Annotated in this window: 10 protein-coding genes and 1 pseudogene; 6 read left to right on the top strand and 5 right to left on the bottom strand. The window is 42.0% G+C overall.

The features are described 5' to 3' along the window. Positions 1-169: 169 nt before the first annotated feature. The 5 genes and pseudogenes from EOS98_RS23470 to EOS98_RS23450 all read right to left on the bottom strand — a co-directional run bounded on the left by EOS98_RS23470 (position 170) and on the right by EOS98_RS23450 (position 4,681). Positions 170-874 carry an IS6-like element IS26 family transposase gene (locus EOS98_RS23470; RefSeq protein WP_001067858.1) on the bottom strand — a complete coding sequence of 235 codons (705 nt, stop codon included), beginning with the start codon at positions 872-874 and terminating at the stop codon, positions 170-172. Between the two features lie 62 nt (positions 875-936). Next, positions 937-1,737, bottom strand: a pseudogene (gene trhH, locus EOS98_RS23465) (IncHI-type conjugal transfer protein TrhH); the annotation flags it as partial. Then, positions 1,727-2,773 carry a thioredoxin family protein gene (locus EOS98_RS23460; RefSeq protein ID WP_000196728.1) on the bottom strand — a complete coding sequence of 349 codons (1,047 nt, stop codon included), beginning with the start codon at positions 2,771-2,773 and terminating at the stop codon, positions 1,727-1,729. The pseudogene trhH and the gene EOS98_RS23460, both read right to left, overlap by 11 nt. Before the next feature lie 593 nt (positions 2,774-3,366). Continuing rightward, positions 3,367-3,879: a hypothetical protein gene (locus EOS98_RS23455; RefSeq protein ID WP_001140953.1), complete on the bottom strand. Its 513-nt coding sequence runs from the start codon at positions 3,877-3,879 to the stop codon at positions 3,367-3,369. Position 3,880: 1 nt separating this feature from the next. Further along, positions 3,881-4,681 (bottom strand): hypothetical protein, encoded by an 801-nt coding sequence (locus EOS98_RS23450; protein ID WP_000004209.1) that lies wholly within the window; start codon positions 4,679-4,681, stop codon positions 3,881-3,883. Between the two features lie 758 nt (positions 4,682-5,439). On the opposite strand from EOS98_RS23450, the gene mobI reads away from it, so the two are divergent. The 6 genes from mobI to EOS98_RS23420 are packed head-to-tail and all read left to right on the top strand — an operon-like array spanning position 5,440 to position 13,657. After that, positions 5,440-5,925 (top strand): conjugative transfer protein MobI(A/C), encoded by a 486-nt coding sequence (gene mobI, locus EOS98_RS23445; protein ID WP_000071885.1) that lies wholly within the window; start codon positions 5,440-5,442, stop codon positions 5,923-5,925. Then, positions 5,922-6,659 (top strand): hypothetical protein, encoded by a 738-nt coding sequence (locus EOS98_RS23440; protein WP_000128631.1) that lies wholly within the window; start codon positions 5,922-5,924, stop codon positions 6,657-6,659. Before mobI ends, EOS98_RS23440 begins: the two co-directional genes overlap by 4 nt. 9 nt (positions 6,660-6,668) lie before the next feature. After that, a complete protein-coding gene (gene mobH, locus EOS98_RS23435) occupies positions 6,669-9,815 on the top strand; it encodes a MobH family relaxase (protein WP_001011151.1) in 3,147 nt (1,048 codons plus the stop codon). Next, positions 9,815-11,899 carry a conjugative transfer system coupling protein TraD gene (traD, locus tag EOS98_RS23430; RefSeq protein WP_001284076.1) on the top strand — a complete coding sequence of 695 codons (2,085 nt, stop codon included), beginning with the start codon at positions 9,815-9,817 and terminating at the stop codon, positions 11,897-11,899. The genes mobH and traD overlap by 1 nt, the downstream gene beginning before the upstream one ends. Next, on the top strand, positions 11,899-13,008 hold the full coding sequence (locus EOS98_RS23425; protein ID WP_000343599.1) for a hypothetical protein: 1,110 nt from the start codon (positions 11,899-11,901) through the stop codon (positions 13,006-13,008). The genes traD and EOS98_RS23425 overlap by 1 nt, the downstream gene beginning before the upstream one ends. Next, positions 12,995-13,657 carry a DUF4400 domain-containing protein gene (locus tag EOS98_RS23420; protein WP_000718549.1) on the top strand — a complete coding sequence of 221 codons (663 nt, stop codon included), beginning with the start codon at positions 12,995-12,997 and terminating at the stop codon, positions 13,655-13,657. The genes EOS98_RS23425 and EOS98_RS23420 overlap by 14 nt, the downstream gene beginning before the upstream one ends. The last annotated feature ends 6 nt before the right edge of the window (positions 13,658-13,663 follow it).

Raw genomic sequence — 13,663 nt, 5'->3', positions numbered from 1 at the left:
TGCGTCCGCTGATGGCCGGCAGCAGCCCGTCGTTGCCTGATGGATCCAACCCCTCCGCTGCTATAGTGCAGTCGGCTTCTGACGTTCAGTGCAGCCGTCTTCTGAAAACGACAATGGGGCACTGTTGCAAAGTTAGCGATGAGGCAGCCTTTTGTCTTATTCAAAGGCCTTACATTTCAAAAACTCTGCTTACCAGGCGCATTTCGCCCAGGGGATCACCATAATAAAATGCTGAGGCCTGGCCTTTGCGTAGTGCACGCATCACCTCAATACCTTTGATGGTGGCGTAAGCCGTCTTCATGGATTTAAATCCCAGCGTGGCGTTGATTATCCGTTTCAGTTTGCCATGATCGCATTCAATCACGTTGTTCCGGTACTTAATCTGTCGGTGTTCAACGTCAGACGGGCACCGGCCTTCGCGTTTGAGCAGAGCAAGCGCGCGACCATAGGCGGGCGCTTTATCCGTGTTGATGAATCGTGGGATCTGCCACTTCTTCACGTTGTTGAGGATTTTACCCAGAAACCGGTATGCAGCTTTGCTGTTACGACGGGAGGAGAGATAAAAATCGACAGTGCGGCCCCGGCTGTCGACGGCCCGGTACAGATACGCCCAGCGGCCATTGACCTTCACGTAGGTTTCATCCATGTGCCACGGGCAAAGATCGGAAGGGTTACGCCAGTACCAGCGCAGCCGTTTTTCCATTTCAGGCGCATAACGCTGAACCCAGCGGTAAATCGTGGAGTGATCGACATTCACTCCGCGTTCAGCCAGCATCTCCTGCAGCTCACGGTAACTGATGCCGTATTTGCAGTACCAGCGTACGGCCCACAGAATGATGTCACGCTGAAAATGCCGGCCTTTGAATGGGTTCATGTGCAGCTCCATCAGCAAAAGGGGATGATAAGTTTATCACCACCGACTATTTGCAACAGTGCCCCTTTGCTATCCCAGTTGATAATGACAGTACCCACGAGAGACATAAGTTGTTCTGCCAATTTATAACCGGATAACTCCGTTACCCCTCCGATGTTCATTGTTCCCTTATCAATATCCATGAACGACATATAGAAGAGGTTACCACTGAATTTTTCAGCGAACTCTTCGGGATCCTTTGCTTTAACCTGAGAAGTGACAGCTTCAGGTGACTTTGTCATCGATGAGCCAAAATCAGGAATGAGACCATTAATCGATCCCAGAATTGAGGCTGGTCCAGAGCTAACTGAGTTAGCGAACTGGCTTGGCGTACCCACGTTTTCAGAAAGGAAAGAGTAAGTTGCATTGCATGAATCTTTCGCAAATTTATTTAGCGCTTGCAGTTTGTTTTGGATGTCATTAATCGTTGCAGCACAGTCAGCACAAATAGCTGAAACAGCAACGTTAAAAGCATAGATAGCCGCACCCTGGGCAATACCACGGGCCACCTGCACAAGCTGGTCCCCGTTGATCATGCTGAAGGACCCAAGAAAAACGTCAATACCATTACAACCGACAGAAGCTTTTGGAAACGACATGGAAACAAGGTTGGTATTAACGTTTGTTGTTCGGTAAGACATTGACCCGCCAACTATGCCTGTACGGGTTGCTGTGGAAAAGGTGGCCGGGCTGGTAGACGTCATCATGCCATTGAAAATGTTACGCATTGCGTTGTCTGCATTTGCAGTCGGGGCTAAAATTGCAGCACAAACAGAAAGAGACAAAAGTAACTTTTTGAAGTTGAAAACGGCATTACTGCGCATAAGTGCCTCCAAAACTGCCGCCAGCATTGAGATAATTGACCGGATCGGCCGTAGGCATGTCATAGCCTTCGAGTTTTTGGTCCATTATTTTTTGAAGTAAGAATGGGTCTGATTCCATTTCGGATTTATTAACGGTAATAACGCCATCATCACCGATGGTATATTGCCTTTTAATATCTAGAGTTGACTGAAACGAAGCGTCATCGATCAGATTCATGCCCTTCGCGGCAAGTATAATAGTGTTCTTTAATTCATCAGCGGAGATCATGCCTTCACTAATGCGCTGAGCTGATGTCCCATCCTTTGAAACCAGGAAAATTGTAGGTACCTCTCGAATTTTAAATTGATCAATAATTTGTGCATTGGGGATGTTAAAATCCTGAAAAAGGCCATTATGCAATGGCCTTCCATCCATACTGATTGGAAGAATATCTACCGAATAATAGTTCTGCATAAATTGAAGTATTTGGCTCTCTTCGTGGCAAAACTGGCAAGTACTCTGGAAAAAGAAAAATAAACCTGACTTAGTAAAGATATCTTTCATTACCGTTTGCTGATTTTTTTCAACAACAGTGCGGTGAGCATCCAGTGCCACCTTTTCCACTGGTTGCCTGCGTTTTTCAGACATCATCGGGTTTTTAAGAAAATAATCTTTTGATTTGTCAGAAAAACGCGTACTGATATCCAGCATTAACCTTTGCGCCGTGTAATAACGTGATAGATTTTCTGCGGTAGGGTTATCCATTGCCTGCGTTAACAGTCGAGGCATATTCTCTTTTAGCCATTTTGAATTTAAATCTACCTTTTCCTCTTTTGAAGGCGAGCTAGCAGCACCGGTTGGTGGCAAAACCTTTTCTTCTTCAGCTTCGCTTTTTTTAGCAGGATCGTCATACCAGAAGAAACCCTTCTTATAAGCCTGGCCTGATACAAAGGGCGTATCTTTTATTAGGGGTTGCTCAGGGCTGGCGTGGGCACCAGTAATTACCAAAGACATAAGCAAAACCATCTTTGAAGGCGCTAATGCAATACGAGTCATAGACCGTTCTCCTTTTCTGATGCGGTTATGATGGCATACAAAAAAAAGGTTAGAGCTCGTATAGCATGGTCGTTTTTATGTTGAAAAGGACGGAAAAGGAGTGCTGACTAAGAAGATAGTCTCGGTGATGGAAAGATCATCCATCTTGCACATTGTGAAAAATCCGGTGTAACAAAAACATGGTTTTATCGAATATCTAAAAGCAAATATTGCTTTGAAAACAGGTGTATTAAGAGCTGAAAAAAATCATCACCAGTAACGCTGTTTCTATATTTCAAAGAAGGAATAGCTAAGGATCAAAGAAGCGAACTTAGGCAAGAATATAAAATATATTAATTGAAAGCGATTAAGAAGTCGTCATGCATAGAAGGTTTTAGAGAACCTAAGTAGTTTTACGTTTTCAACAGAAAAAAAGGTGAACATTTTTTGGAACGAAGAAAGACTGTATAAAGAAAAATCAAATTATATCTTTACTTGTCAAGAGTTAATATTTAAGTTGTAACTAATATTTGATTGTAAAGCAAACAACAGAATTTGACTTAAGTCAATATTTAGATTCAGACAAGGCAAGTTTCGCGATATCTTTTTTAAATTTAATCTAATTCTTCTTGAGAATACCTCTCTATGGCTGAAGCAGTTGAAGATAATCTGCAACGTGGACAATAAGCATCATTTGTCACTGGCACAATGTATGGGCGTTTACATTTTTCGCAGGCACCTAGTTCTTCAATTTCTTTCATAGAAGTAAGGATTTCTATTATTTTATTAACTTCCGGTGCGCATACAAAGTATCCCAGATTATGAAGGACACTCATTATTCGGTTGAAGTCAATTTGCCGAAAACTCGCTTCCGGATTTATTGGATCAAAACCAAAATAGTTAACTGCGACATCAATAACAGCAGAAAAAGCTCGGCGGTTATCTGTGCGTTTGCTCCAGCCCCGGATACCTTTTTTGAGTTTTGTTTTTGCACCAGGCTCAAAATCGATATTTTCAGCAACATGATTACCGTACAAAATTCGTATTGTATTTTTATTTGCCCCAAGCGACATAGTCCTTGCTGCTCGCAATAGAGCATTAGCTTTTGTTTGATCGACCTTTGCCATATTAATAATCCTTTAACATAACTTTATTTGTTAAAGTGTTGAACACATCCTGACGGTGACTGGTGAACATAGTGTCATAACGTAATAGTTCCATCAAATCATCACTAACTTTTCCTAACCGGATGTCAGCAGACAATTCATAAGCCCAGGCAAAAACTTTCGTTTTAAGTGAAACACTCTCTTCAATATGCCCTTGTGAGAAAGCAATTGTACGTGGGAAAAGAACGACATCGTTAATTGTTTTTAACGATGAATAACCAATGTCTTTAATAGCATCAGCTGTAGTTGGTTTTAAACCAAAGAAAACACTTACAAACTCTGGTGCGAGCATTGAGATAAAGAACACCTGCATAAAGTAGTCATTCTGTATATCAACACATTTAGAACGCAACTCATGAATCTTCTTGGGATTATAGATATCCACTGTACCATTCAGAAAAGTCACTTTTTCACCGGCATCGTAAATACCATAGTCAATATCATTTGTATCATATTCACGAATTACATTGGAATCACCGTCCAAGACCGCAGAAAAAAACCTCTCCCATGTAATTTCCTTTCCGAGTGTACGCGGAACCAAAAAACTACCTGGACGTGTTTCCACTTCAAAAGCTAAATCAGCGGCTGTACTAAATCCTTTCCCAAATAGGCGACGCTGGAGAAGAGGAGTCCCAGTTTGATATGCAGAAGATCCATGCACAGGCAATAACATTAAAAATGCACGGTAACTACGAATAAGCGAAATCTCAGTGCGGAAAAGTTTACCGAGTAAGCTACGAGTTAAATTATCAGATTCTGACATGTGCTGATTGTCCTTGCGCCATTACAATTGTTCAAATCTTCAACATGGATTTTTTGTTAGGTGTTCGGTAGGGTGAAAAGTAACTTTTAGTATTTTCTTAAGGCTTGAATAAGCCTTAAATCTATCCCTTCAACCACACCGCTTACTTGTAACACTTTTTAACCAAACTGACCAGAATTTTATCAAAATTTCTTCGCATGCTAACGAAATGTGAAGCGATTAAAAAAAAACCTAAATCCAGCCCCTCCCAACGTTGGATTAGAATAACGACGTCTTTCACTGACCGTCATAAACTGACATTTTTACTTTTCATCAACCTCATGCTTACATAGGATCACTAAACAAAGAAAAGTGACCCTATGAATACCTCACATAGGGTCACTTATGTTTGAAAAGTGACCCTATGTAATGTCGTCATAGGGTCACTTTTTATAAAAGTGTCACTATGGACAAAGTTCCATAGGGTCATTTTTTTTGGAAAAGTGGCACTAGATATATGTATAACTTTAATAGAGCAATGCACATTATCAAAAGCAATAATCCACAATGGTCATTCCCTCAAAAGTAACTTTAGAGGGTAGCGATGGAAGTGAGGCTAAACTCGCTGTTACTGTTTCTGAAGGCCCCTCCCGAATGGGGGAAACAGCGAGTGCATTACATCTGTTCAATTCCCTCATCAAAGAGCATTCAAAAATCTTCTGTTCGTGAAAAAAAACGGAAATTTCCTCCGGTATAGTAATTTCACATCAGGAGGCGTCATGAGTAATTCGAATCTTATAAGTTCTATAGAGCTAACACGTAAAAATTTACGTGCTCAGATTGAAGGTTTGCGTGTTGAGGCTGAAGATCTCATTACAAAATACTGGATCAAGTGGAAGGAACGAAACCACCAAGAGATTAACCTTACCCGACATAGCAAAGTTCCAAAGAGGGAGTATCTGGGTTCTTACGCACCAAAAGTTGAGCTAATTGGTAATGCCAGAAAAGTAACGATCACTTGGCATCAGTTCAGCCCTTATAAAACAAGAGCGCCTAGTCACATGTCAAAACGGGTGCAACCAATGAAAAGTGGAAAATATTCTAAGAACTGTTTTGTAAACCATGCCAGCTGGGAATACGAAATGATTTCTGAAACGGAAGCATTGCTGGAGCCTTACAGAGAAATGCTTGAGCTCTATCATTCAGCATATATCGAACTTGGACGAAAAATCCGTCAATACTCAAAAACTAAGGTGGCACAATGACCGACGCAATTATCACGGACAATGAGCGTATTAACATTGAACCAAAAGATGTAATGGTAAAAGGTTCAAATAAAAAGCAAGGCGTAAACGCTCAAACTTCTACTCAACGTAGACCAGAGCACCAGGGTATGGCCAAAGTTATTATTAACCCCGGCACCCCAGATTTTAACCGGTTTTTAACTGCCAGAAATGGAGCAGTCATCAGAGGTTTTGATGATGTGAGTATCGCTATTTCCTCTCTCTTTAAAACGGTTGATGCAGTTAAACATCCTGACCTTGTTCAGGCTATTCAGGATTGGTTCAACGAGCTGCATGAAGAAAACAATAAGATGAAAGAAAATCTTGTTGCTTATATTAAGTCAATTGAGTTCGACAAGAATGACTCATTCATGTCATCAACTCAGTTTGTACCTTTCAGTTTTGAACCAGTACAACTCAACTTCAATAACCACAACACCATGAGGTTTTACAAGTACATCTTCGAGATGAACCAGCTCATGAACACAATGTATGAGTACAACTCATTGGGTTTACTGGCTGTAAGCGACTATCCGGTTATGTCTCACAACATTATAAAGAGTATTAATTTATATGTTGAGAATGTGAAAAAGACTCTGAATGTTTCTCGCCGTAAGGATGGGCCATACAGTCCAGCAGAGTTCATCACCAAAGTAATGCAATATAAAAGTGTGCAGGCATACATTGCAGCCGAACTGTCAGGCAAACGTCGATAAGGTATGATGATGAATTTCAGGGCGCTGTATTTATGTATTAAACGGATTTTGGGGATATTCTCATCTCAGGAGAATGATGCAACCTCTGTAATGATTGAGGATATATCAAGCCTCTCTCCTTTTGCGCAGATTCTAGGAGATCAGAAGTACACTGTTCCTGATCATCCAAATCCAGAAGTCCTGAAATTCATCGAGTATCCAACTCGTCCGACGGGCATACAGACATTTAATGAACAGTCAATCCTGTCTCTGTATCGGGAAAAGCTGCACTCAATTTCAATGATGTTAGCTATCAGCGATAGCGACATCAGGGACGATGCATATACATTTACTAATTTAGTATTAAAGCCCTTGGTTGAATATGTTCGCTGGATACATCTTTTGCCAGCTTCCGAAAATCATCATCATAATGGTATTGGTGGGTTACTTTCTCACAGCCTGGAAGTGGCCATACTCTCTTTAAAAAATGCGCATCACTCAGAACTGAGACCAATCGGATATCAAGATGAAGAAGTAGTCCGTAGAAAAGTATATCTCTATGCTGCGTTTATCTGTGGTTTAGTCCATGATGCCGGAAAGGTTTACGATCTCGATATTGTAAGCCTGAATTTAGCTAGTCCGATCATTTGGACGCCAAGCTCACAAAGTCTTCTTGACTGGGCACGTGAAAATGACGTGGTTGAATACGAAATCCACTGGCGAAAGCGTATTCATAATCAACATAATATCTGGTCCAGCGTTTTCCTTGAGCGAATCCTAAACCCGGTATGTCTTGCATTTTTGGATCGGGTAAATAAAGAACGTGTTTATTCAAAAATGATCACCGCCCTAAACGTTTATACTGATGGGAATGACTTTTTGTCTAAATGCGTGAGGACCGCTGATTTCTATTCTACTGGTACAGACCTTAATGTTTTACGTGACCCTATCATGGGTCTGCGTTCTAATGATGCAGCAGCAAGGGCCATTAGTACCATCAAGCACAACTTTACCAGTATCAATATCAACAATTACAATGCTAAGCCTATGCACATCATTATCGTAAATGGTGAGGTATACCTTAACGAGAACGCATTCCTTGATTTTGTTCTCAATGATTTCGAATTACATAAATATAACTTCCCTCAGGGAGAGGCTGGTAAGACGGTATTGGTAGAATCCCTAGTTCAACGTGGTTACGTCGAGCCCTATGATGATGAGCGTGTCGTTCACTACTTCATTCCGGGTATCTATTCGGAAAACGAAATATCAAACATCTTTAGAAATGGGATAGGGAAACTAGAATTCTATAACCTTCTTAAGCTAAGGTGGATTGGTTTAATCTTTGATTCCTATAAAATCCCTGACTCAGTGCCGGGTCTTTTTAGCGTTAATGCCAATAAAGACTTTATTTACATTGACGAGCAAAAAACAGTTACTGAATACAGAAGACCAGTGCCCGGTCGGGACGCTATAACTAAAATTACTGATACTGTTGAGACGGCTGTTCTTAAGGTTAATGATTTAGGCCGCTCCACTGCCTCTATTGATGTTGATATACATTCTAAGAAAAATGAAGGCTCATCCGACGATTTTGAGAAGAAAGCCGAAAGTGATAATGAAATTGATAATGACACGCAGATAGTTAAATCTGAGGGTGAGGAAGCAGCTGATCCTGTCATTCCTGATATAGAAGAAAGTGAAGATGAATCGGCAAAGGACACGGAATCCCATGTCCTGGTCAACCAACTTCATGAACTCCTTTTAAGCGCTCCACTTTCCAATGACTATATAGTGTGTGTAGATGCTGTCCCCTACCTCAACATAGATGCCACTATGGCATTGCTGCCGGGATTAGATGAAAAAGCATTTAGTGAAGAGCCCTATTTCCAACTGACATTCAGAGAAGGCTCTCTCGATGGAATGTGGATAGTAAGGGACATTGACGATCTGCGTTTAGTCCAGCTCGGCGATAACTGCGCCGGGTTCCAGCTCACCTATCATGAGCCAAGAAGGCCAACAACTTTAAAGTCACTTTTCAATACTTCTATGTATCAGGCATTAGTGATTAATGATGAGTCTTCTGTTGAAAACTCTGCCCCACGTCCAAAGCAAACGCTTGAGCTGCCTCCCCCACGTGTAAATGCAGTCGAAGAACATTCTGGCGACGTGGAATATCATGGAACCGATAGTGCATCCGCGACTGGTCCGCTGAAAACTGAGGCTGTGGAATATGAACATTATCAACATCTTTTTGAGGAAGAAGATGAAGAGCATGAGATCATTGATTATACCGATTTCACACAGCTTAGTGTTTCTCGGCCAGAAGTCGGTAGTTGTGCAACAAGCTCTTCGGTCCATAATGAAAAGCTTCTCCCCGAGCCGTCAGAATTACCAGAACTTAACCGAGAACAGAACGCTGATCCCCAGGGTACGATTGAACGCTCTATGGATGTTTCTGTAGGACAAGAAAACTCAGAACCAGATACTGAGGGTAACTGCCCACCACCAGCTGAAGTTGTGTATTCCCAGACCGAAGCAGCCGCAACCAGTGTGATGGCAAGTGAAGAGCCCGCCTTACCTCCTGTACTTGAAGAATCAAATGGAGAGCATGCGCCCACAGACGCTAAGGGGCATCATCTTTCGCCAGCACTGGCCAGACTGTTCGCCCCAACAGCACCGGTAGAAAAACAAAATCCCAAGCGCAACCGGAATAAATCATCGGACAAAGCAGAAGTACAAAAACCAGCATCACCTGTTTCTGGTCACAATCTGAACAGTAAAGTCTTTGCAACTACTGAATCAGACCAAAATGGTGAATTCTCGCTTATAAGCGAAGGTGACGTTACAGAGCTTGAATTTGTAGAAATTGCGTCAGTACTGCATCAAATTCTGTCCAAAATGGAGGTGGCGTTTAAAAGAAAGCGCAAAAACAGATTTATGGTAAGTACTCCTAATACTCTCTATCTGACCCAATCTTGCGTGGAAAAATTTGGGTCGCAGTTAGAGGCTCAAGATCTTTTCAATAAGCTTCCTCAGTACCTCGTTAATTCTGGTGCTGTGATCAATACAAAATGCCATGCATTTAACATGCCTACTTTGCTGGCCGCATCAGACCGGGCGAAAGTGGACATTGAACGAATTATCAATAACCTGAAAGAGGCTGGGAACCTATAATGTCAGATTCGAAGAGGACTAACCTCCATGCACAAGAGAATTTTTATCGGCCTATTCTTGAGTATCGTAGTGCCTCAATACTTTTGATTTGTTCGGTTTCTATGCTTTATATGGGACTTTCTTCAGACGGACTGGACATCGCCCCAATAGTTCTGTTCACCTCAATATTGCTTTTTTTGCTGTGCCTTTATCGTTGCAAAACAGCAGCGCCATTCTTGATGGCTCATTGGCGTGTATTCAAGCGACATTTCATGTTCGTTAGTCTTGATTCACTGCGTGTAATTAACAAAAGTAACTTTTTCTCCAATGAGCGAAAGTATCGTCAACTGGTTCAGGATTATCAAAATAAAAATAAGGATATACCCGAGCGAAAGTCCTATTTTTGTGATGGGTTTGAGTGGGGCCCGGAACATGCGGATCGGGCATATCAAATAGCTAACCTCTCCAGTGATAAACGTGAGATCGAGTTGCCATTCGTCTTCAACCCAATTAAGAGACATTTTGACGCAATGGCTCGTAAGATGGGCGGCAGCAATGCAATTTTTGCTGTGGAACGTAGGGAACCCATATTTGTAACTGAAGACAATTGGTTTGGTCATACTCTGATAACCGGAAACGTGGGTACCGGGAAAACGGTGCTACAGCGTTTACTAAGCATTAGCATGCTTCATCTTGGTCATGTTGTTGTTGTCATAGATCCAAAGAACGATGCAGAGTGGCGAGAATCTCTAATGGAAGAGGCTAAGACCCTCGGTCTTCCTTTCTATAAATTTCATCCTGGCCAGCCAGCATCTTCGGTCTGTATTGATGTCTGCAACACCTATACTAATGTTTCTGACCTAACATCTCGTCTTTTGAGCTTGGTGACAGTTCCCGGTGAGGTTAACCCATTCGTTCAGTATGCCAAGGCTCTCGTTTCCAATGTGATTTCCGGGCTTTCTTACATAGAGAAAAAGCCTTCTATTTATCTGATTCACAAGAACATGAAAAGCCACATGTCTATTGTGAATCTTACAGTCAAGGTAATGGAGTCATGTTACGCGAGATATTATGGTTACGATGTCTGGACCGAAAAAGTTAAGTACGTCGCTAACGAAACCTTGCCGGTACGTTTCAAGCGTCTCGCTGAATGGTTTACGGCTCATTTCATGAATTACGAGGGGTCCGAACAAATAGACTGGTTAGATACTGTTTCCCAGCTTATTGATTACTCAATGTCCGACCCAGAGCATATGGCTAAAATGACCGCAGGTATTATGCCTGTTTTCGATATGCTCATTGAAAAACCTTTAAATGAGCTTTTATCTCCTAACCCGAACTCAGTATCATCAAGAGAAATTGTAACAAGCGAAGGGATGTTCAGCACTGGCGGGGTGCTATACATTTCGCTTGATGGCCTTTCAAACCCCGATACAGCAGCTGCTATTTCTCAATTAATAATGTCAGATCTGACCTCCTGTGCCGGTAGTCGCTACAACGCTCAGGATGGTGATATGTCAGCTAATTCCAGGATAAGTATTTTTGTTGATGAGGCACACTCAGCCATTAACAACCCTATGATTAACCTTCTGGCGCAGGGTCGTGCAGCGAAAATTGCACTGTTTATTTGCACCCAAACCATCTCCGACTTTATTGCTGCGGCAAGTGTTGAAACTGCCAATCGAATTACGGGGCTCTGCAACAATTATATAAGCTTGCGAGTCAACGATACTCCTACTCAGACGCTTGTTGTAGAGAACTTTGGTAAGAGTGCGATAAGCACAAATATGGTCACTTATACGACCGGTTCAGAAACATCTTTGCCGCATAATAACTTCTCAGGTTCAATCTCAGAAAGAAAGCAGACAACTTTAGAAGAGAGTATTCCAAAGGATCTCTTGGGTCAGGTCCCTATGTTTCACATAGTTGCCAGGCTTCAAGATGGCAGGAAGGTTGTAGGCCAAATCCCTATTGCTGTTGCTGAGAAACAAATGAAGCCAAACACAACTCTGTCGGAAATGCTTTTCAAGAAGGCCGGAAAAGTTACTTTGCGTCAAAATCTCGATATCAAAAATCTTAATAAATTTCTAAGGAAGTTGCATTGATGGATGAAAAAATTGTCCTGACGCGCCAGCAAATTTTAAGCTCTGCACTAAAAGTCAGCAAATGTCGCTCGCTCGTAAAAAGGCGCTTTCAGTCTTTGGGTTTAAAGTACGCAGATTCTCAGGAAGTTCGAGATCGGCTAACTAAGATAGAAAAAAACGCGTTTCATCATTTGGGAAAATTTTGTCAGAGCAACGATATCGATTCCCTATTCTCCATGGCAAATACCCTGTCTGAGCTTTTCCTTTTAAAGGGAGAGTTGATCACGACTGATCCCTTTGGGGACCGTGAAACCAGCTACTGGTCGGTACCACAAGGTTCATGCCATGAATGGATTCAATCGCTGACCACCAGCGAAGGTCCTGAACGTAAATTCGTTAGTTTCCGTATTTCTTTCGATAACAATGACGAACGGTGTGATCTTGTAAAGAAGAATGCCCGTATGCTTGGTTGTTATCTTTTGCCTTATTTCGTCGATTTGACACGCACGGTGGGCGCATTCATTAATTTGCCAGGTAGTGTCTCTTTTAAACAAGTACAGCGCATCAAACCCCAGATTCATCCAGAAACAACACATAGTCATATAGTTACTATTGAGGACTCTCCCTTTCTTTCTCGGTTAAAATTTAAAATCATTACTGCCATAGATCGGCTTCCTGACCCTAATGGCCTTTATACAAACACCTTTAACAGCATTATTGACCGTGCACTGCTGACTCATCTCAAAACCGAACAGGAAAAAATAGATAGTCCAAGAGTCTGCAAAAATGTGATTTCGGCTTTTGCCGACTCAACTCTTTCTCTGCCGGTGTTTAACATCGGCCTAAACGAGCAGTACAGATACTGGACGCCGTGGGGCATCAACTTTATAGAATTTTCCCGCCAGGCCGCAAAAGCAAGGACCGCTGTATTTGTTCCTGATGTGGGACAGATCGAGTGGAAAAGCGCAGAGCATAAAGAACTGGCGGAGTTAAGCCTCATCGACCAAATCATACCTAAACAGTACCACTGGCTCCTGGGTATCCCGACGATGTGGCGTAACAACTATTGCAATCACGATCAGAGGCTAGCTCTTTTTCGTGAATGGAGGGAAAGCAATGGCTGCGGATAATACAAGCAGAGCAGCAGTGCTCAGAACAATGCTTTTTTTTGGCATGGTCATTTATTTTGGTTACAGCCTGGCTTTCCAGAATACTGAGGAGCTCAAATATCAGATTACTCAGGAGGTTAATGCAAGCCGGTCCATCATATCAAATGACCGTTGGAAGTCTGTTATTGCAAATAGTGAAGCGACTTTAAATTGGTTGGTACATGACTATAAGTTAATTGACTATCTGAATACTATTCTGATCCCTGACACCAAAAAACCAGCCAGAGGTATTAACATTGTTGCTGAAAAATTTACCTCTATTAATTACACTATGGCCAAAAACATACCCCTCTTACTTTATCAGTCCATTTTCCGGTGGAACTTAATCCTGGGGTGGCTAATCGTTTTTCTGCCCTATCTATTTGCCATGCTAGCAGATGGAATGTACCAGTGGAAATTGAAGAGGTACGTATTTGGTAAGGTTACAGTTCAGTTTTATCGTATTTGGTTTCGAGCATTTTGGGTGATCAGTGCTTTAACGATGGTCTACCTGGTCATGCCGAATATGTCACTATTTAACAATATCGCTCAACTTTTCCCACCAGTCGCTTTATTGATACTGGGAATTGCATTGAATCGCTTGTGGTCTAACTTTCAAAAACTCATGTAAAGGTGG

Origin of the sequence: Salmonella sp. SSDFZ69, assembly GCF_004010755.1 — a bacterium.
GTDB lineage: Bacteria > Pseudomonadota > Gammaproteobacteria > Enterobacterales > Enterobacteriaceae > Salmonella > Salmonella enterica.
This window is presented reverse-complemented; position numbering and strand designations above follow the sequence as displayed.

Coding starts and splice junctions, on each gene's coding strand:
- EOS98_RS23470 (WP_001067858.1), bottom strand. CDS start 874: ATGAACCCATTCAAAGGCCGGCATTTTCAGCGTGACATCATTCTGTGG.
- EOS98_RS23460 (WP_000196728.1), bottom strand. CDS start 2,773: ATGACTCGTATTGCATTAGCGCCTTCAAAGATGGTTTTGCTTATGTCT.
- EOS98_RS23455 (WP_001140953.1), bottom strand. CDS start 3,879: ATGGCAAAGGTCGATCAAACAAAAGCTAATGCTCTATTGCGAGCAGCA.
- EOS98_RS23450 (WP_000004209.1), bottom strand. CDS start 4,681: ATGTCAGAATCTGATAATTTAACTCGTAGCTTACTCGGTAAACTTTTC.
- mobI (WP_000071885.1), top strand. CDS start 5,440: ATGAGTAATTCGAATCTTATAAGTTCTATAGAGCTAACACGTAAAAAT.
- EOS98_RS23440 (WP_000128631.1), top strand. CDS start 5,922: ATGACCGACGCAATTATCACGGACAATGAGCGTATTAACATTGAACCA.
- mobH (WP_001011151.1), top strand. CDS start 6,669: ATGAATTTCAGGGCGCTGTATTTATGTATTAAACGGATTTTGGGGATA.
- traD (WP_001284076.1), top strand. CDS start 9,815: ATGTCAGATTCGAAGAGGACTAACCTCCATGCACAAGAGAATTTTTAT.
- EOS98_RS23425 (WP_000343599.1), top strand. CDS start 11,899: ATGGATGAAAAAATTGTCCTGACGCGCCAGCAAATTTTAAGCTCTGCA.
- EOS98_RS23420 (WP_000718549.1), top strand. CDS start 12,995: ATGGCTGCGGATAATACAAGCAGAGCAGCAGTGCTCAGAACAATGCTT.